Raw genomic sequence first — 20,269 nt, 5'->3', positions numbered from 1 at the left:
TTGTTATCTGATCAGTATAATATTGCGCTGATATGAATGAATCGGCCTATCCGGCCATACATAAATAAGGATAAGACAATGAGCCTAAGCGCTGTTTCTGCTGGCAAAAATGTGCCTGAAGAAATTAACGTCATTATTGAAATTCCTGCAAATGCAGATCCAATCAAATACGAAGTTGATAAAGATACTGGGACTGTTTGGGTTGATCGTTTTATGGCAACACCAATGTTCTACCCGTGTAACTACGGCTTCGTGAACGAAACGCTTTCTCTGGACGGCGACCCGGTAGACGTACTTGTACCAACACCATACCCGCTCGTTCCTGGTGCAGTGATCAAATGTCGCCCTGTTGGTGTATTAAAGATGACTGACGAATCTGGTGAAGACGCAAAAGTTGTTGCGGTACCCGTTAGCAAGCTGACGAAAATCTACGACGACGTAAACGACGTTGATGATCTTCCTGAGCTACTGAAACAACAGATCCAACACTTCTTCGAGCGCTACAAAGAGCTTGAACCAGGGAAGTGGGTTCGCGTTGATGGCTGGGCAGACGCAGCAGCAGCAAAAGAAGAGATTATGACTTCTTTTGAGCGTGCGAAAGGTTAAACAGCACTTCACTGTATCCTTGCTTCACAGCTCAGATGAGAGGAAAGTCATTTGCTTTTCTCTCATACACCTTCCATTCGTTTTCACACGAATTATCAAGTACAAATCTGATTTATTTTTCACCAAACTCACTTTTCTTCGTCTATCCTATGCAACTCAGCCAGCTATCTTGTGTCATAGATAAAGAATGCCATGTATATGTTGACTGGGATTCTTTGTTATAACAAGACAAAATGGCTTAGAACCAATTTGGTAAGTTATTGATTTACATACATTTTATATTGACATAAAATGTCATTTTTCCGTTGACATCCGGAAAGCGCCAGTGCTAAACTTGGCGACAGTTGAATGATTAGAGGTGACAGATGAGCACAAACATGCAGTCAATGGCGTTGACAGTACCATCTGGTGGCAGTATTGAGTCTTATATTCAAGCCGTTAGCAGTATTCCTATGCTTAGCGCTGAAGAAGAACGAGCGCTAGCAGAACGGTTACATCAGGATGGAGACTTGATGGCAGCAAAGCAGTTAATTATGTCTCACCTAAGATTCGTCGTCCATATCGCAAAAGGCTATTCCGGTTATGGACTACCGCAGGCAGATCTCATTCAAGAAGGAAATATTGGTCTCATGAAGGCCGTCAAACGATTCGACCCAACCGTTGGTGTTCGTTTGGTTTCTTTCGCGGTTCACTGGGTCAAAGCAGAAATTCACGAATTCGTCCTCAAAAACTGGCGAATTGTCAAAGTCGCAACCACCAAGGCACAGCGTAAGCTTTTCTTCAATCTACGCAAGTCTAAGAAGCGCCTCGGTTGGTTTACCAATGACGAAGTGAATACTGTTGCAGAAGAGCTTGGTGTTTCCAGAGCCGAAGTCATGGAGATGGAATCACGTATGAGCAGCCAGGATATGGCGTTCGACCTCGGTAGTGATGATGATGAAAGCTCAAGCCACTTGCTTTCGCCTTCTCAATACCTTGAAGATAACAGCTCAGATCTTGCGACAAATTTTGAAAATAAGCAGTGGGAAGATCATTCTGCAAACCGCTTACAGCTCGCGATAAAAACGCTGGATGAGCGTAGCCAAGACATTATTCAAAGCCGTTGGTTAACAGAAGATAAAGCGACACTGCAAGAGCTTGCAAATAAGTATCAAGTCTCTGCCGAGCGTGTTCGTCAGCTCGAAAATAATGCAATGAAAAAGCTTCAGGCAGCAATGCGCTAATCCTGCGCATTGCTTTCTTCCCTTCAATCACACACGCTTTCTCAATAAAACCTCGCATGTTGACGCCTTGAATCAACGGGTGAAAGGGTGTGTTTGCCTTTCGGAAATAAAGTCAAAAAATATAAATAGGTCACACATGGCAAAAACACTGTGCGAATGGAAAGCAAAAGATATTGTCCAAAGTCTTGGAAAATTGCAAAAACACTTGCTTCCACCAGAGGTCGTATGTCAAAAGTGTGCCCGTTGTGCTTCACATAAAAAATATCTGTGCAAACCCATGAAACTGGAGAAATCATCATGATCCAAGTCGGCGATCGCATTCCTGAAGCTACGCTGTCATATCGTGAAAATGGCGATACAAAAACAATAACAACCCAAGCGCTCACGGAAGGAAAAACCGTTGTTCTTTTTGCTGTACCTGGTGCATTCACCCCCACTTGTTCTGCTGCACACCTCCCTGGTTACGTTGTATTCCACCCAAAATTTATCGAAAAAGGTGTCGATCATATTGCTTGTATTTCAGTCAATGATGCTTTCGTCATGAGTGCATGGGGAGAATCCCAAAATGCAGAAGAAATTATGATGTTGGCGGATGGTGATGCAAGCATGACCAAAGCGCTAGGTGTCGAGAGTGACACTGGTAACTTCGGAGGGATCCGTAGTCAACGTTATGCCATGATCATCAAAGATGGCATTGTGACACACTTTAATCTGGAAAAACCCAAAACCTTTGAAGTGAGCGATGCAGAAAGCATGCTCGCACTATTGTGAATCAAAAAAGCGCCAGATGGCGCTTTTTTGCTCTTTATCTCATGACAAGGAATTGTTGTTCATGTCGATTATTGATAGCTCACATTCATCGTCACCCCATAGTAAGTCGAAAATGCCCGAAGGCTGATAAACCACTCACCTTCCTCAGGAGCTACAATCGTACAAGTCTCTGACGTACCTTCATTTTCTGATAAGCATCTGTAAGTGAGTTTGCGCCCCTCTGTCGCATAGTTGACAAAGAGATCGACATCTCCACCACCACCAGATAGTTTTACTTTGAGTTCTGAAACACCTGCCGGTACATCTAAGGTGTAATCATCCCAGTTTCCTTTGAAAGCAGACAACTCATTCACCGTCTTATTAAACGTACCTGATCCCGAGCGCTCATAACTCGCCACAAGCGTTGCGCCTTCAAAGTCAGAGTAAGCGGAAACTAATACATGATAAGTATCTGCTTCTGGAGTAGCCAGCGTACACTTTTCACTTGTTTTGGAATTTTCAGATTTACACACATAGCTCGTAGTCGTTGCAGCAACAGCTTTCTGAACATACAGATCAGCGTCTCCAAGACCACCTGTTAGCTTAAAGGCTGCATTTTTCGCGCCTGCTGGAATCTTAAAAGTATAGCGAAGCTCGTCGCCTTTTTTCCCTTTCAGTCCGGTCACGGGTTTATTATTTTCAAGCTCACTGGAGGGTTGATCATCGTCATCATCGCCAGAAACACGCTTCACAGCAGCATGTGCATCAACCAAACCGTCACCACAGTTATAACAGCTATCTGCACGTGAAGTGCTTTTTAAGATTGATTCGACTTCAGTCGGTGTTAATGCAGGATTAAGCTGATACATCATCGCAGCAACACCCGCAACATGAGGTGCAGCTTGGGAGGTCCCTTGTGAGAAAGCATATGCATCACCGGCAGGTCCTTCCATCCCTTCATCTACGGTTGATAATATCCCATCTGGATCATTGATTTTCGTCATCGAGCCGCCAGGTGCAGCAACATCGATCGTCTCTCCAAAATTTGAATAACTTGCACGAGAACCATCACGGGCAAGCGCTGCCACAGTCACCACACCATTACAGTTTGCAGGCGTGAACTGTGATGCAGGACGATTCGAGTTGCCCGCAGCAACAATCACAGTGACACCTTTGCTACGTGCAAAGTCAATTGCAGCTTGGGTTTCATCCTCACAAGTTCCTTCTCCACCCAAACTCATGTTGATTACTTTAGCTGGGTTTTGATTATCTGGAACACCTGGCACAGAGCCGCCAGCGGCCCAGATAATGCCATCTGCAATATCTGAAGTAAGACCACCACAACGTCCTAGTACCCGAACGGGCACAACCTTCGAATCATAAGCTACACCGACAACCCCCGTACCGTTCTTCGTTGCTGCGATTGTTCCTGCAACATGGGTTCCATGCCAGGAACTCTCAATATCCCGATCTGGGTAAATCGGGCTACTGCTACAGGCGCCTTTTTTGATTGCATCGCCAGGATCTCTCGCATCAGCATCACGGCCATTGCTATCATTCGCAACGAAGTTATCACTGATCATGTCGTAACCAGGTAAAATATTTCCGACAAGATCAGCATGTGGACGATAGCCTGTATCAAGCACAGCAACGACAATACCATTACCTGTTGCTTTATCCCACGCATTGGGTAGGTTGAGGCCTGCCGCATCTTCAAAATAGTGCCATTGCTTACTGTAATGCGTGTCTATCGGCTCAGAGAAGGCCCGGAGAAGACGGTCCTCTTTTACAGATTCAATATTGGGGTCTTGCTCAAGTTGTGTGATCAGCTCAGACTTTTCAAGCTCACTCATTTGTTCTTTCACGCCAATCACATGAAATTCTCGTAGTGCCATCGCGCGAATATATTCCACATCTTTAGACGAATCATTGGAAATATCTGCAGTTTTGGAGCGCATGGCAGATTCAGCAGTCAATCGAGAAGTCGAGTTTGCACTCATCATCGATGGTGAAGGTTGTTTATATTTGACAATAAAGCGGCTTTTAAAAACATCCTGTTGCACGGTTTCATTTGCAAAAACAGAAGTTGCAACAAGAGCAGTAGGAACAGCGAGCGCAATCAGCGTTTTGGAGAAGCAATTTTTCATTATTTTAGTTCCCTTAACTTGTTATTGAATTATTTAACTTGTTATTTCGTTGTTATTTTATGCATTGATTTGAATATTTGGAAACCCATAATTTATTCACGGCATTTCCAAAACACTCAACCATAAGTTCTTGATAAAAATCATACAAATTGGTTAAGTAAAAAACAATGTGAATCAATTATTGCCACAAAGTTTGGGTAAATACAATAAGAAAGTTTGTATATTTTTTACTATTTTTCGTATATAAATTCACTAATTCCAATAACTTATAAATTATTCAAATCAGTTATATATCGGTTTATATGCACAATGACCGCATAAAAAGTCACTTCGACATATTCAAAAAAAATGAATATTATGCATCAGGCAGACAAAAAATATGTCTCCAATACTAATTTTTAACAAATCAGGGATTGAATAATGCTGCAAAAAGAAAGATCATATGCGGTTTAATCTTTTTCTGATGAGAGAACTGACGATGCTTGCAGCCGAAATGGTTTCCAAATTGAACGAACAGATCAACTTAGAGTTTTATTCCTCCAATTTATATCTGCAAATGAGTGCATGGTGTGAAGACAGAGGATTTGATGGTGCTGCTGAGTTCATGCGTAAGCACGCTCTTGAAGAAATGGATCATATGAATCGCTTATTTACGTATGTTTCAGAAACTGGTTCTCTACCGATCCTTGGTCAGATTGCAGCCCCTCCCCATGAATTCGAATCCCTCGGAGATTTATTCCGCGAGACTTATCAACATGAGCGTCTGGTTACGAGCAAAATCAATGAACTCGCTCATACTGCTTTCACGACTCATGACTATTCAACGTTCAATTTTCTGCAATGGTACGTTGCTGAGCAACATGAAGAAGAAAAGCTGTTTAAAGGGATCATTGATAAAATTGAGCTCGTTGGAGAAGACGGGAAAGCGCTCTTCTTTATTGATAAGGATTTGAAAGCAATGGCCAGTGCTGATAGCGACAGCATTATGACCCCTGCATCCGCATAATGCGAATTGAATTATAAAAAGAGAACCTGAGATCATGAAGAAGTACGATGTAATCGTGATTGGCGCAGGTGCTGCCGGAATGATGTGTGCCGCAACAGCTGCTGCAAGAGGACGTCAGGTTCTCATTATTGAGCACGGGAAACGCCCGGGCCGAAAAATACTCATCAGCGGAGGCGGTCGTTGTAACTTTACAAATATGTACGCAGACCCAAGCTGTTACCTGTCGCAAAACCCACATTTTGTAAAGTCAGCACTCAGCCGATATACACCATGGGATTTCATTGCTCTGGTCAATGAATATCAAATTCCGTATCACGAAAAAACACTCGGCCAACTCTTTTGTGATGATTCAGCCAAAGCGATCGTTGAAATGTTGGTGAGTGAATGCCAAAAGTCAGGCGCAGCATTTGAATATCAGTGTGAAGTACTGAATATCAATAAAATTGACTCACAATTTCATCTAGAAACTTCGCATGGCGATTTTTCTGCTAACTCTGTTGTGATTGCCAGCGGTGGTCTTTCTATGCCGAAGCTGGGAGCAACACCTTTCGGGTATCAAGTTGCAGAGCAATTTGGCTTAGAGGTTCTGCCAACTCGCGCTGCATTGGTTCCTTTAACTTGGCATGCAGAAGATAAAGAAAGGTACCAATTGCTTTCTGGCGTCAGCGCATATTCAACAGCAAGTGCGAATCAAACCTTTTTTAAAGAAAACACCTTGTTCACCCATAGAGGCTTGTCCGGCCCGGCGATTCTTCAAATCTCATCATTTTGGACACCAGGTGATCCGCTCATCATCAACTGGTCACCCGACCAAGATATCAAAGACTACCTAGAACAATCCCTTGCCGAATCTCCAAACCAGCAAGTTAAGACAGCACTAGGAAAATTGCTTCCTAAAAGGTTTCTTGATGAACTATTTTCACAGAACCAATTCTACGAACAAAAACTAAACGCACTGGGTAGCAAACAATATCAAGCCTTCGCAAACACAATACACGAATGGCAAATCTTACCCAATGGCACAGAAGGCTACCGCACAGCAGAAGTGACACTTGGTGGCGTCAATACAGATGGTATTTCCTCAAAAACAATGGAATCAAAGACGACAGATGGCCTCTACTTCATCGGCGAAGTTTTGGATGTCACGGGTTGGCTCGGCGGATATAATTTCCAATGGTCTTGGAGTTCTGGGTGGGCGGCTGGGCAGGTTTGTTAGTTGCGTTTAGGAAAAATATACTTTGAAATCAAAACCCTAAAGCTGAAAACTTTATTTACCTTCATTACAGCGATAAACTGCATTTCAAATAATAACTGGAGATAACTTCTGCATCTATGTTCTTATATTTCCATTTGAAGCCGCTACGATTTTTCGGTGAGATTACAGCATGAGCACATCTCGTTGCATCATGTATTAGATGTTTCTGATAATTTTTCATGCCATCAGTCCTAGATTAAATTCAGAAAGAACCACTCATCATATCATCTCTGAAAGCACCATATCTGTGATAGCATATTTCGTACTGACAACCTGCTGCGATTTTTAATCAAAAGGAGTTATTTTTCAAATGAACCTCGCACAACTCGATACACCTGCTTTAGTTGTAGATCTGGATAAGCTGGAAAGTAATTTAAAGACCATGCAAACCCGAATCAATACTCTTGGACTAACGCTTCGACCACACACAAAAGCCCATAAAATTCCTGCGATTGCCCAGATGCAAATTGAAGCCGGCGCAAAGGGGATTTGTACGTCCAAGCTCGGTGAAGCCGAAGTCATGGCAAAAGGTGGGATCAAAGATATCTTGATCACAACACCAATTGCCGGAGATAAAAAAATCCAACGATTGGTCACATTACATCAGCATTATCCAGATTGTCGATTGATCCAAATCGTGGACCATATTGAGCATGTGAAGCAAATCGCAATAGCAGCCAGCAAAGCAGGCTTAATTATCGAATTAATGATCGAAGTGGAAAGCGGTCAGCAACGTTGCGGTGTCGCAGTGGGTGATGAACTGATTACCCTGATTCAGCTGATCCAACAAACAGAAGGGGTCAGTTATGCAGGTGTCCAAGCGTATAGTGGGCACTTACAACATATCAAAGGCTATGATGCGCGTAACAAACAAGCAAAAGCAGCAGTCCAAGACCTTTTTACCTTGATTGAATCAACATTGAAGCCCAAAGGCCTTGCACCAGAGATCATCAGCGGTGGTGGGACGGGGACTTATGCCGCGTATCAAGATCTAAATTACACAGAAATCCAGGCCGGCTCTTATTTATTTATGGATGCCTCTTATCGTGCTATCGGTGATGAGCACCATGATGAAAAAAACACACAGTTTCAAGCTGCACTCAGTGTATTAAGCACGGTGATCAGCCACCCAACGTCGACTCGCGCAGTTGTGGATGCAGGGATGAAATGTTTATCCATCGATTCCGGTATGCCTATTATCGAAGGACGAGAGGATATCACCTACCAAACCGGCGGTGATGAACACGGTATCCTTCATTTAGAAGAGCCAAACACGCAACTCGAAATCGGCCAACAACTTACTTTCATCCCAAGCCATTGTGATACCACACTCAACAACTTCGACACCTTATATGGCGTGCGTGATGGTGAAGTGGTTGAGCAGTGGGAAATTTTGGGTCGTGGGCGGTCGGATTAAGAATTCACGCTTCAATGCAACACAACTATAGTGCGATACAAAATCTTTTGATGCTTTGTATCGTTCTCTACATATCAGCTATCGAGTATTCACTTTATTGTTGGCTGTACTCAACTCTCAAAAAATTCTTCATCAATCTTCTTCACATACAATACTTGTTCATCGCGGCTGCCAATGTTGTATCGGAGCATCAGTCTCGCGAGTTCTTTGCCATTGATTAGGACAATCCGACTGCCCAAGTCTTTTGCGGTTTGGGTCGCGGATGCCGTGAAGTCGGATGTAGTAATAAATATGCCTTTTTGGGCTTTCTTTAGATTTAATGCGCCAAAAAAATCACGAATGTCACTCGCACCGACATTGTTTTTCTTGTCGTATCGTTTGGCCTGAATATAAATCTGGTCTACACCCAAAGGATCTTGGTCAATAACACCATCAATACCATTATCCCCTGTTTTGCCAAGCGCATGTGCTGTACCTTCACCTGTGCCGCCATAACCCATTGCCAAGAGAAGCTCGATCAGGAGTTGCTCGAAAAAATCAGGTGTCACTTTTTGGGTTCGGGTTAGCAGTTCTTCTGATAATGACTCGTTGATCTTTTGGTAAGCCGTTCGAAGCGCTTCATCTGGGGTTGCCTCATCGTGGATAGACACTTCAACCTCCGGTCGCTCACTGATTGGCATACTTTTTTGATATTTGAATGCGACAAATTCGTCAAACTTCCTTAAATAATTTTCGTCGATGACAACCTGATCATCTTTGAGCGCCTCAATACCTCGAGCTGTAATTTGAAAGTGCGCCCGGCGGGTGGATTCTAACAAACCTGCTTTCATTAAATACGTCTTTGCCCAGCTAACTCTGTTATCCAGGATGGTTTGTTTGCCACTGGGTAATTTCTCTGCTCTATCTGCCTCAGACAATTGGAAGCTATCGGCAAGTGTTTGCGTCATATCACGAAGTTTTACTTCTTTACCTTTCGATGCATAGGTCGCTTCTAAAAGTGGACGCATAAATTGCTGGTAATTTGGGATCACTAACATTCCTTTTAAGATAAACAAAACAAGGGATAAGCCTATTGGTTGGAGAGAATATGGGAAATATGAAGAACATACAAGAATGTGAATCGCTTCATCAAGCTTGAAAATCAAAATTCAGATGATGTTACGTATTTGCAAATGCCACAGCTTCTGCCACCATTATTTCTCATAACCAAAGCTTCTAATCGTTTGCCTTTATTTTCTTTTTCAATGGACAAATATCTTTTAAATCGTCGTCAATTCAAGAAGAGGTAGCCCCATGACAAATGAATATATTCCCCCAAAAGTTTGGACAATGGATGAAGACAATGGTGGGGAGTGGTCTGGGATCAATCGTCCAGATTCCGGCGCAAGACATCAACAGCAACTACCGAAGGGTGAGCATGACTTGCAGCTCTACTCGCTCGCCACGCCAAATGGGCAAAAAGTCACCATTATGTTGGAAGAGTTGTTGGCAGCGGGTGTTGATGCAGCCGAATATGATGCTTATACCATCGACATTGGGGAGGGAGATCAGTTTGGTTCCGGGTTTGTGGAAATCAACCCAAATTCAAAAATTCCAGCATTGGTTGATCATGGTGGAGACGCACCAATTCATGTCTTTGAATCGGGGGCAATTTTGGTTTATCTGGCAGAAAAGTTTGGGCATTTTCTCCCTAAAGATGGGGCAGAACGCACAGCGGTAATGAACTGGCTCTTCTGGCTACAAGGATCTGCGCCTTTTCTGGGCGGTGGCTTTGGTCACTTTTATGCTTACGCGCCAGAAAAATTTGAATACCCAATCAACCGTTATGCCATGGAAGCGAAACGACAACTCGATGTGTTGGATAAACAACTTGCGAAAAACAAATACATCGCTGGTGCGCAATACAGTATCGCAGATATGGCAACCTGGCCTTGGTATGGAAATGTAGTCTTAGGAAAGGTGTATGATGCGGCAGAGTTTTTGGATGTGGCCAGCTACACACATGTGATGCGCTGGGCAAAAGAGATAGAACAACGAGAAGCCGTTAAACGAGGCAGGCTTGTCAATCGTACCTGGGGAGAAGAACGGGAGCAATTGGCAGAACGGCATAGTGCTGAGGATATTGATCGAATAATAGAGCAACAAAATTAGAGATATCTTCAACACCCCCAGCGCAAAATCAGAAAGGCGACTCATGTCGCCTTTTCTTTATCTTAATACAATACCAAACCATACATCCATTGAGATGAAAATGAACATGAAAGCAACTCTTGCTGCCTTTGTCACTTTTCTTGGCTTGCACTAGAACCATAAAAGAAACCAAAAATGCCGGCGAGCACTGTTCCTAGCAAAAAACCAAGCACCGTATCGGCAAAACGAATATTCTGCGCAGGCAGTTCAGAAAATGTCACCAAAAATAGATAAAGAAATGCGAACACACTCCAGCCCATAGCAAATAGATAAATAAACCATTTGGAAAACCGATCTTCTTGCTGCACAGCAATTGAATCCGTCCAACCCTGATAAGCCATTTTTTCCATTTCTGCTTCCCTGTCATGCATCATCTCTTCAAATGCAATGAGGCTTTCGGTATCTCCTTCTAGTTTCTTTTTTGCAAGCTCTGGTGTTGATTCACCCGTGACTTCTTTCGCAATTCCAAAAACAGCGTCGACAATTGCTTTGCCATTATTTAAACCTACCCAGCGGGTGATTTTTTTATCCAACCCAATCATACTGCTTAAGCTCAAAACGAGTGTGATCGATTCCATCGATTTTTCCTTTTTCCTGTATACGAATAAATGTGCAATATTTTCATTGCTTGAACTGAATTCGATATATCAAATTCAGAAGCATTGCGTTTTTCGGCAACAATTGTGCCTTCCAAATGATTCATCTTCCATTGCACAGATTATTTATGAAGGGTATATCCCATCTCGTAGAGGTTAGATGCGAGGTTGACATGAATCACCTCCCTTATCATCATCAAACTGTATCTGAGTAGCCAGAAAACCAAAGACCACTTTGTATTTGATCTGCATGCCTTTGCGCACGGTTTGGTGTTTGTCTAGCCCACCTGCTATCTAACATTTCATTTTTTGCATCAAGCCAATGGTTTCGTTGAATTGCATGAAGTGCCTTCTTAAATTGGGTGAGGCCAGAGACACCCATTTGATATGCCATTGAATACAAGACAGATGCGCGTGCTTCATTGCATTGCGCTAGTGCAGCTTGAATATCAGAATACCCTTCCATGCTGTCTTTCAACATTTCTAGGTATGCCTGTAGCCAGGCTTCTCCTGCGACTCTTGGTAGAGTAAATTGGTATTGATTCAATGGCGCGCTCTGTGGGCCTACCCGAAAGCCAAAGCCGATTGTTGGATATCCTTCAGAACAATAATAAGGCTTACTTCGCCAACCTTCTTCGTAAGCAATCAGTTGGGTAATTGAGCTCATTGTAGAACCTCCTTGGTCTAGTGACGACAAAGTTTTCAAAGATAAAGTATTTTATGCGACATCCTTCTTCACGTTCATTTAGAAGGAACAATCATCTGATCCAAACATCACGCCATCGAGTTCTATCAATAGAGCGCGTATCAGTGTGAATCACACACCCGTCAGTAATGTAAGAATCAAAACCGAGCTGATAAATGAGGATCGCCAAGCATGTTCATCTTAGCTGAGGGAGAATAAAAACAAGGGATATAAAAACCGCTATAGGGTTGAGCGAGGTGTTACCTAGAGTTCTCGTACTTTAGAAAAAGGGTAGTATAAGCCGTGTTGTTTATCAATATAATAATTAAAATAATTTAACTATCATAAGAATTAACTTCGCACCAACATCAATTCAGACTCTTCCAAAAAGCCCATTATTGGTTACTTAGGTGATATACCATATCAAATACAACCCCACAGATAAGTATCTCCGTTTCAATTTTTATCAGAGGGTATTGTGGATTTAATGGTTTTAGATATTTTTCTGAACCATCGATGATAAGCTGCTTAAAAGACGCACAATCTGCATCTTTTTGTATTGCAATAACAAAAGACTTATTTTTAGGCGTCGCGTTCGGGTCAACAAAAATAATACTGCCTTCTGGAAAACTGACACCATATGGTGATTGCATACTATCACCACGTACTTCAAGCGCAAAACAGTTCGGGATTGACTTATCTCTTGGCAGGATCACCCAACAATCATGTTCCATTGATAAAGTAAAAGAAGGTGATTCTATCCAATAACCTGCCTCAGCCCAAGATACAAGAGGAACTCGAAGATAGTGATCTGTGTGCGCCTCTGCCAAAGGACCGCCATTAGCTTCCTGTAGAATATGATCAAGTGAAATATTTAGCGAAGCTGAGATTGCATGTGCAATAAAAATATTTGGTGCTAAATCATCCCTCTCGATTCTGGAAAGATGACCAGTTTGAATGATATTTCCCATTTCATCGCACAAGCGTTGTAGCGTCCATCCCTTATTTTTCCGTAGTCGTCTTACAACATGACCAAATTGCATTCTATCAATTCCTTAAAACCTTTCAATTTCTTACTATCGTAATAATTACAGAAAATTGGATTAAAAATTTTTATAATTGTATAAAAATTCATTGTCAGAAGAAAGGGACCTTATTCGTTGTAACAAGGTAATCCCATATTTGTTCAGCACACCTGACTTATTTCGAAGCACAACTTAATCTAGACATTTTATTCCTATGAGTCAGAAGAGGGCAGCAAAAAATCCTTGCATATATCCTGACAACCTGATATCAATTAAAAAGTATTCCAAATTGAAAACAGAATTGATAATTTTTATGCGTACAGCCAACATGACAAACAACCTCCTCCTCCTCGTGCTCCTCAACAGCGCGCGGGATTTGTTGTCGTACTCATAAAATAGACACAGATTAGATAAACCCCGCGCCGAAAGACGCGGGGTTTTTTTATGCCTGACATCCCGCGACTGGTTCGGAAAGCGTTCAAATTTTTAACCAATCGAGAATGACATGATGGATGACGGCAATAAAATCTGGATATTCGACACCACATTACGTGATGGAGAACAAGCACTAAAAGCAAGTTTGACTGAAGTCGAAAAGGTCGCAGTCGCACAAGCGATTGCACGACTAAATGTCGATGTGATGGAGGTGGGGTTCCCTGTCTCTTCTCCAAGTGATTTTAACGCAGTTTCCCGGATTGCGAATGAAGTACATGGGCCAATTATTTGTGGGCTAGCAAGAGCCGTAAAAGCGGATATCGATGCTTGTGGAAATGCCTTAGCTGGTGCTGAAAAACGCCGTATCCATACGTTTATCGCCAGCAGCCCCATTCATTTAAAACATAAACTAAGAAAAACGCTGGCCGAAGCAACAGAACAAGCGGTTGAAGCCATCCGTCATGCACGACGCTACACCACTGACGTTGAATTCTCTTGTGAAGACGCAGGCCGCACCCCGATCGAAGACTTGTGCTACATGGTCGAACGCGCGATTGCAGCCGGAGCGACAACCATCAATATCCCTGACACGGTTGGTTATACCCTACCTCATGAGTTTGCAGAGACCATCTGGGCATTAAAAGAAAAAGTCCCAAATATCGAAGAAGCCCGCATATCCGTCCATTGCCACAATGACTTAGGGTTAGCCGTTGCAAACAGTATTGCTGGTATCGAAGCTGGCGCACGTCAGATTGAATGTACGATGAATGGCATTGGCGAACGAGCAGGCAATGCAGCCTTAGAAGAAGCTGTCATGGCTTTGAAAATTCGCCAGGATAAATTTAAGGCCCACACGCAAATTAAATCCGACGAAATCTATCGTTGTAGCCGCACCGTCAGCCAAATCTGTCGTATGCCAGTGCAACCAAACAAAGCCATTGTCGGTGAGAACGCATTCTCGCACAGCTCAGGCATCCACCAAGATGGTGTTTTAAAGGCCGAAAATACATATGAAATTATGCGCCCAGAAGATGTCGGGGTTCCCACAAACGAGTTAAATCTAACGTCTCGCTCCGGTCGTCATGTTATTCAACATCGCTTGCACAGCTTAGGTTATGCCAAAGAAGACTATGATATGGAGCGCGTTTACGCAGACTATCTAGAACTTGCTGATAAGAAAGGTACTGTCTACGACTATGATCTAGAGGCTTTAGTCTTCTTCAATACGATCTCACAAAATAAACACTACGATTTGTCCTATTTCCAAGCAAATGCGAGCAGTGAACAAGTCGCCACAGCGACAGTGGCTATCGAGTTTGATGGACAAGTTCAGGTTGAAGCCGCAACAGGAAATGGCCCGGTTGAAGCAGCTTTCCAAGCCATTGAGCGGATCACAGGACAGACATTCACCATCATCGACTATACCATTGACTCTAAAGGAAAAGGCGCGGATGCACTGGGGCAAGTGGACTTGATCCTTGAAAGTGACAATCAGCGTTTTCATGGTTCTGGTTTAGCAACTGATGTTGTTGAAGCGTCCATTCAGGCTTATATCCACGCATTGAATGACATTCACCGTTCTGCTCAGATCCATCAATTTAAACATCAAAATTTAAGAAAAACAGGTTAACGTCATGCCATATCAGTACAATATTGCAGTATTACCCGGAGATGGGATTGGTCCTGAGGTCATGGATGCGACCCTGAGTGTCTTAAAAAAAGTCGAGCAAACATTTGATATTCAAGTCAGCACAGAGTTTGCTGATGTCGGTGGTATCGCCATTGATCGTCATGGAGAAGCGCTACCTCCTCACACGATGGAAGTTTGCAAAAATAATCAGGCAATTTTATTTGGGAGTGTTGGGGGGCCAAAATGGCAAAACTTACCGCCAGAAAAACAACCTGAGCGTGCTTCTTTATTACCCCTTCGCAAACACTTTGAATTGTTCGCGAACTTACGTCCTGCACGTTTGAACCCGGCGCTTGCCAGTGCTTCACCATTACGGGCTGATATTTCCCAAGCAGGCTTTGATGTCACCGTTGTCCGTGAGTTAACGGGTGGTATTTATTTTGGAGAAAAACGCAGAGAAACAGATTTTGCATCCGATGTTCAAACCTATTCCCGTGCAGAGATCGAGCGCATCGCTCATCTTGCTTTCCAGGCAGCAAGCAAACGCAATCGTAAAGTAACATCCATCGATAAAGCCAATGTGTTGGCCACCAGCGTGTTGTGGCGAGAAGTCGTCAATGAAGTTGCTAAAAAATATCCCGAAATCACTCTAGAGCATTTGTACATTGATAACGCAGCCATGCAGCTGATCCGGGATCCGGCGCAGTTCGATGTATTGCTTTGTGACAACTTGTTTGGCGATATCCTATCGGATGAGTGCGCGATGATCACTGGCTCCATGGGGCTTTTGCCTTCTGCCAGTTTAAATCAATCTGGCTTTGGTTTATATGAACCCGCTGGCGGCTCTGCCCCAGATATTCAAGGAAAAGGAATTGCGAACCCTGTTGCACAAATTTTGAGTATGGCTTTGTTATTCCGTTTTAGCTTCAACAGAGATGATATCGCAAAGTGTATCGAACAAGCCGTAGAAGCAACTATTGCACAAGGTTTAGGGACACCCGACATTCAACCCCAAAACTCAGTCTCTACGATGGAAATGGCTGAGGCTATTGCATCGAACATCGCTTGAGGGAAGATCATGACAAATAGCCAAATTTCAAAATCTCACATATCAAAAACCTATTTTCCAAAAACATTGTACGAGAAAATCTGGGAGCATCATTGTATCCAGCAGTTAGGGCATGGTACGGACCTTGTGTACATTGATCGGCACTTAGTTCATGAAGTCACCTCTCCACAGGCCTTTGCAGGATTAAGACAAAAGAACAGACGTGTTCATGCCCCAAGCAAAACGTTTGCAACCATGGATCACAATGTCTCAACGCGCTCTCGTGAAATTGATGCCATTGGCGAGGTCTCTGAGAAACAATTGATGGCGCTGACCAATAACTGTCACGACAACCAAATTCAGCTATTTGATTTAAAACATGAGGATCAAGGGATCGTGCATGTTGTTGGTCCTGAGCAAGGGTTAACATTACCAGGAATGACCATCGTTTGTGGTGATAGTCACACCTCAACTCACGGGGCTTTTGGTGCGCTTGCATTCGGAATCGGAACATCTGAAGTCGAGCATGTCCTTGCAACCCAAACGCTGCAACAACAGCCATCCAAAACAATGCGGATCCATGTTTCTGGTCCAGTCAGTAAATCTGTGAGTGCCAAAGATATCGCCTTGCACATGATCCAAAAACTAGGTACCGCTGGTGGAACGGGCTATGTCATCGAGTTCTGTGGACCTGGGATCAGCGCATTGACGATGGAAGGACGAATGACGCTGTGCAATATGGGTATTGAAATGGGCGCAAGAGCAGCGTTGGTTGCACCGGATGAAACAACATTCAAATACTTAAAAGGGAAAGATCACGCGCCAAAAGGCCAACATTGGGAACAAGCTGTCACGTTCTGGAAAACACTAAAGTCAGACGAAGATGCCGTATTCGATCAGGAGATCCAAGTCGACGGCAAACAAATCAAACCGCATGTCACCTGGGGAACCAGTCCAGAGCAAGTCATCGCAATCGATGAGCCGATTCCAGATCCTGCAAGCGAAGCAAATCTTATCAAACAACAAGCAATGGAGAATGCCTTAAAATATATGGGCTTGGAAGCAGGACAGAAGCTATCCGATGTCCCCGTTGATATTGTCTTTATCGGCTCTTGTACAAATGGAAGAATCGAAGATTTCCGTGCCGCAGCTGATCAGGTCCGCGGTAAACAAGTTGCGCAGGGTGTTACTGCAATTGCCGTCCCAGGCTCAGGTCGAGTCAAACGACAAGCAGAAATAGAAGGGTTGGATCAAATCTTTATTCAGGCTGGATTCGAATGGCGTGAGCCAGGATGTTCTATGTGCTTAGCGATGAATGATGATCGTTTAGAGCCAGGCCAACGATGCGCTGCGACCAGTAATCGTAACTTTGAAGGGCGACAAGGCCGGGGCGGACGTACTCACCTTGTAAGTCCACAAATGGCGGCCGCTGCTGCGGTTCATGGCCGTTTCACACACGTTGCTTAGGAGAAAATCAAATGCAATTTTTTCATTCAGGCCAGGTTTTACCCTTAGATCGCAATAATGTCGATACGGACCAGATCATTCCAAAGCAGTTCTTAACCTCTGTCGATAGAGATGGATTTGCAGAAGCTCTGTTTTTTGATTGGCGCTATCATGATGATGGCTCAGAAAATACAGATTTCATCTTGAATCACCCAGACTATCAACGCGCTTCTATTTTGTTGACCCAAGAAAACTTTGGCTGTGGCTCCAGCCGTGAGCATGCACCTTGGGCGCTTCAGCAATGGGGTTTTGAGGTGATCATTGCACCTAGCTTTGCGGATATTTTCTTCAACAATTGCGTGAATAACAATATGCTGCCCATCACACTGCCGAAGAAAACAATCAATGATTTGTTCGCACTGACAGCGAATATCACTTCAGTTCAGCTGGATATCGATTTAGCCAATCAAATGATCCATTGTGGTGGATTTGCACCAATCGCATTTGACATAGACCCTGAAGTGAAACGCCGTTTACTTTCTGGATTAGATTTTATCGGTCAAACCGAACAACATGCCAGCGCAATCCATGAGTTTGAACAGCGCTATCATGAGAAGTTTCCTTGGTTGAATCCATTCTAAAAACGACCCAACCGGGTGGCTTTCTCATCGAGAGTTTTCGAGAGTCAGCCGCCCCCTTTAATCAATCGATTTAACCACCATATCGGGTATTTGGAAAACCGATATGTTTTCCTGTCGCGTAAACTTCATAGCGATCTGCGCTAAACGTTGGAAACGGATCAAAGACCATTCTTGGTAAGCGAGGAAACTGGACTAAATAGCCCTTCGGCGCAGAAATAAAGCCAACCCGGATACCATGACGATCGAGCGCCTGTGCCAATTGTTTCACGTAATAACCGCCACCCACATTACAGGATTGTAATTTTAAAACGCCCACTTCTCGCAATCCGGAGAAGTGTAATTGCTTCGCAAGCTCCGGCGCCGATAGGGTTTGATAGAGATGGTGACTATTAAACGACACTGGCCCGTAGGGATTGCCATGGGCAACGATATCCAATCTGTCCGAAAACGTCAGGTGAGAGAGTTGTTTATTTTCGCCCAATGCGGGGTAAATATGACGAAGCTCCCCAGAAACGGCATGCCCATCACTGTAGAAGTTTGATGCTGGGATCCCATATCGTGTTTGAACACTCGTAGCATAACGTTTGAAAAGCGAAGCGGGCTTTCCTTTTCCAAGAAGTAATACATGACGGTGTAAACCACTAGTCGTCCAATTTTCAAAGCTCTCTGATATCGTTATCCCCCATAAACCCGCCGCTGATGGTCTGACCGGGAATTGTCCGAACGAACCATACCCTTGATATAAAGCAAAATCTTCGGTGTGTGGGAAGCGGCGAATTCGGTGTAAGCGGTCAGACATTTCGATGACATAATCCATCCCAGAAACACCATCAGCCCCTGCGTAATGGTACAAGTTATCACCAATATGTTCTCCAACAAGTATTGGGTTCGTGATCAGGCTCTCTTCGAGTGCATCGTCCATCGTATATTCAACACTATCAATAATGGACTCCAGAACTGCCAAGTCTTCCGCTGCTAAGGCATGTGCTTCACTTGCAACTTCAGCCCCAACCAAAGCAACTTCGCTAAACACTGTTTCCTGTGCAATACGCCCTAGAATCAGCTCTCCAACACCTTCAGGAAATGTTGCAATCCCAACCGCAAGAAACGCAATATTTAAGTATTCATGGCTCTCATGATGAGGCAGGTTCATCGCTCTCCGAAGTGCTAGCGTCAGCGTTTGACCATGATGAGAATAACTATGTAATGAATTAGGCAATGCTTCCAGCGCGTCATACCAAAGACGTAACACTGCTTCATTGCCCGTATGATGTGCAATGGCATACGCTAATGGACGATAAGCAAGCTTTTGGACTTTTGCGTAAGCCGCAACACGCGCATAAGGGTGGGCAGGGCTCACCATTTCCCCATCTAAATCAAACTTGAGCTCCCATCGTTGTATTTCCTGTACAAGAAAATCCAGAAGTGCTTTCTCTGCTTCACGAATTTTGTTTGTTTGGCGGTGCGTAAATAAGTTAATTAGCCAGCGAACAAAGGAATCAGTTCTACGGATACCAATTTGATAAGACAGATTTTCGATTGCACGCTGCTCTCCAAAACGCTCTTTATAGAGTTGAAGCGCAACGGATAATATCGATGCTTTCATAAAGTCATCGCCATAATATCTTGCAAAATAATGCTGCTCTACATTGTGTTCAACCGGATAAAGCTCCAATTGGTATCGCAATGCTTTCAGAAACTTTTGTCGCAGGCTCGGTAAATCGGAGAGTTCGTGATGAATGTATTTGGGATGGTGCGCATTAAAAAATAAAACAGCCGCTTCATTCAATACAGCAATTTGTCTAGACGACAAAGCCTGATTGAGCGTGAGAAACTGCCATCGTTGTTGTTTTAATTTTTCATAAAAGTCAGCAGTTAAGAAGTCAGTTCCATATCGATGTTTCACGGCATTTAATGCATCCACCGGTGAGAGATCAGCATCGATAGCCTCTACATCCACCCACGAAGCAAGCTGTTGTTTTACAAGGTAATGGTGTTGCTCTGGATCGTAGGCAGCTTCTACGATGAATGAACAAAAGAGAAAAAATAAAGCGGTAAAGTAATGTCGTATTTGGGAGTCGTTAATCGTTTTCATTTAATTTTCTAATTATTCGGCACATATTTGTGCTAGCTTTGGGTAAAAAACATTCTAAAGAACCAAAATGATAT

General features: G+C 43.5%; 17 protein-coding genes. 11 read left to right on the top strand and 6 right to left on the bottom strand.

From position 1 onward, the window contains the following. The first annotated feature begins 78 nt into the window (after window positions 1-78). From ppa to C505_RS0104885, 3 genes are all read left to right on the top strand, one after another. Window positions 79-606, top strand: coding sequence for an inorganic diphosphatase (gene ppa / locus C505_RS0104900; protein ID WP_018691478.1), 528 nt, complete (start codon window positions 79-81; stop codon window positions 604-606). Window positions 607-971: 365 nt separating this feature from the next. Further along, window positions 972-1,829, top strand: coding sequence for an RNA polymerase sigma factor RpoH (rpoH, locus tag C505_RS0104895; protein WP_018691477.1), 858 nt, complete (start codon window positions 972-974; stop codon window positions 1,827-1,829). 297 nt (window positions 1,830-2,126) lie between these two features. Beyond that, complete coding sequence (locus C505_RS0104885; protein ID WP_018691475.1) at window positions 2,127-2,600, top strand: peroxiredoxin; 474 nt, start codon at window positions 2,127-2,129, stop codon at window positions 2,598-2,600. A 68-nt stretch (window positions 2,601-2,668) separates the two neighbouring features. Here the strand turns inward: C505_RS0104885 and C505_RS0104880 are convergent, their stop codons facing one another. Further along, window positions 2,669-4,726 (bottom strand): S8 family peptidase, encoded by a 2,058-nt coding sequence (locus C505_RS0104880; RefSeq protein ID WP_018691474.1) that lies wholly within the window; start codon window positions 4,724-4,726, stop codon window positions 2,669-2,671. Between the two features lie 478 nt (window positions 4,727-5,204). On the opposite strand from C505_RS0104880, the gene ftnA reads away from it, so the two are divergent. The 3 genes from ftnA (at window position 5,205) to C505_RS0104865 (ending at window position 8,404) form a co-directional block, all read left to right on the top strand. After that, window positions 5,205-5,732: a non-heme ferritin gene (gene ftnA, locus C505_RS0104875; RefSeq protein WP_026317757.1), complete on the top strand. Its 528-nt coding sequence runs from the start codon at window positions 5,205-5,207 to the stop codon at window positions 5,730-5,732. A gap of 34 nt (window positions 5,733-5,766) precedes the next feature. Beyond that, window positions 5,767-6,948 (top strand): BaiN/RdsA family NAD(P)/FAD-dependent oxidoreductase, encoded by a 1,182-nt coding sequence (locus C505_RS0104870; RefSeq protein ID WP_018691472.1) that lies wholly within the window; start codon window positions 5,767-5,769, stop codon window positions 6,946-6,948. 349 nt (window positions 6,949-7,297) lie between these two features. After that, on the top strand, window positions 7,298-8,404 hold the full coding sequence (locus C505_RS0104865) for a DSD1 family PLP-dependent enzyme (protein WP_018691471.1): 1,107 nt from the start codon (window positions 7,298-7,300) through the stop codon (window positions 8,402-8,404). Window positions 8,405-8,514: 110 nt separating this feature from the next. Here the strand turns inward: C505_RS0104865 and C505_RS0104860 are convergent, their stop codons facing one another. Continuing rightward, the gene (locus tag C505_RS0104860) at window positions 8,515-9,441 is read right to left on the bottom strand and encodes a restriction endonuclease (protein WP_018691470.1); all 927 of its coding nucleotides are present in this window, start codon (window positions 9,439-9,441) and stop codon (window positions 8,515-8,517) included. A gap of 256 nt (window positions 9,442-9,697) precedes the next feature. Between C505_RS0104860 and yghU the strand changes: the two genes are divergently transcribed. Continuing rightward, window positions 9,698-10,555 (top strand): glutathione-dependent disulfide-bond oxidoreductase, encoded by an 858-nt coding sequence (gene yghU, locus C505_RS0104850; RefSeq protein WP_018691468.1) that lies wholly within the window; start codon window positions 9,698-9,700, stop codon window positions 10,553-10,555. Between the two features lie 131 nt (window positions 10,556-10,686). Here yghU and C505_RS0104845 read toward each other — a convergent pair whose 3' ends face one another. The 3 genes from C505_RS0104845 to C505_RS0104835 all read right to left on the bottom strand — a co-directional run bounded on the left by C505_RS0104845 (window position 10,687) and on the right by C505_RS0104835 (window position 12,918). Next, window positions 10,687-11,172 (bottom strand): hypothetical protein, encoded by a 486-nt coding sequence (locus tag C505_RS0104845; protein ID WP_018691467.1) that lies wholly within the window; start codon window positions 11,170-11,172, stop codon window positions 10,687-10,689. Between the two features lie 214 nt (window positions 11,173-11,386). Then, a complete protein-coding gene (locus C505_RS0104840) occupies window positions 11,387-11,857 on the bottom strand; it encodes a glycoside hydrolase family protein (RefSeq protein ID WP_018691466.1) in 471 nt (156 codons plus the stop codon). Between the two features lie 413 nt (window positions 11,858-12,270). Further along, window positions 12,271-12,918 carry a LexA family protein gene (locus tag C505_RS0104835; protein WP_040439340.1) on the bottom strand — a complete coding sequence of 216 codons (648 nt, stop codon included), beginning with the start codon at window positions 12,916-12,918 and terminating at the stop codon, window positions 12,271-12,273. A 490-nt stretch (window positions 12,919-13,408) separates the two neighbouring features. Between C505_RS0104835 and leuA the strand changes: the two genes are divergently transcribed. From leuA to leuD, 4 genes are read left to right on the top strand one after another with little or no spacing between them, the layout of a single operon-like run. Beyond that, a complete protein-coding gene (gene leuA / locus C505_RS0104830) occupies window positions 13,409-14,965 on the top strand; it encodes a 2-isopropylmalate synthase (RefSeq protein WP_026317754.1) in 1,557 nt (518 codons plus the stop codon). A 4-nt stretch (window positions 14,966-14,969) separates the two neighbouring features. Beyond that, on the top strand, window positions 14,970-16,034 hold the full coding sequence (gene leuB, locus C505_RS0104825; protein WP_018691463.1) for a 3-isopropylmalate dehydrogenase: 1,065 nt from the start codon (window positions 14,970-14,972) through the stop codon (window positions 16,032-16,034). A gap of 9 nt (window positions 16,035-16,043) precedes the next feature. Continuing rightward, entirely contained in the window at window positions 16,044-17,480 is a 1,437-nt protein-coding gene (gene leuC / locus C505_RS0104820; RefSeq protein ID WP_018691462.1) for a 3-isopropylmalate dehydratase large subunit, read from the top strand. A gap of 11 nt (window positions 17,481-17,491) precedes the next feature. Next, complete coding sequence (gene leuD, locus C505_RS0104815) at window positions 17,492-18,100, top strand: 3-isopropylmalate dehydratase small subunit (protein ID WP_018691461.1); 609 nt, start codon at window positions 17,492-17,494, stop codon at window positions 18,098-18,100. A 70-nt stretch (window positions 18,101-18,170) separates the two neighbouring features. Here the strand turns inward: leuD and C505_RS0104810 are convergent, their stop codons facing one another. After that, window positions 18,171-20,195 (bottom strand): hypothetical protein, encoded by a 2,025-nt coding sequence (locus C505_RS0104810; RefSeq protein WP_018691460.1) that lies wholly within the window; start codon window positions 20,193-20,195, stop codon window positions 18,171-18,173. Between the last annotated feature and the right edge of the window lie 74 nt (window positions 20,196-20,269).

Origin of the sequence: Algicola sagamiensis DSM 14643 (genome assembly GCF_000374485.1) — a bacterium.
Classification (GTDB): domain Bacteria; phylum Pseudomonadota; class Gammaproteobacteria; order Enterobacterales; family Alteromonadaceae; genus Algicola; species Algicola sagamiensis.
Note: the sequence above shows the minus strand (reverse complement) of the source record. Positions and strands in the feature narration are given on the sequence as shown.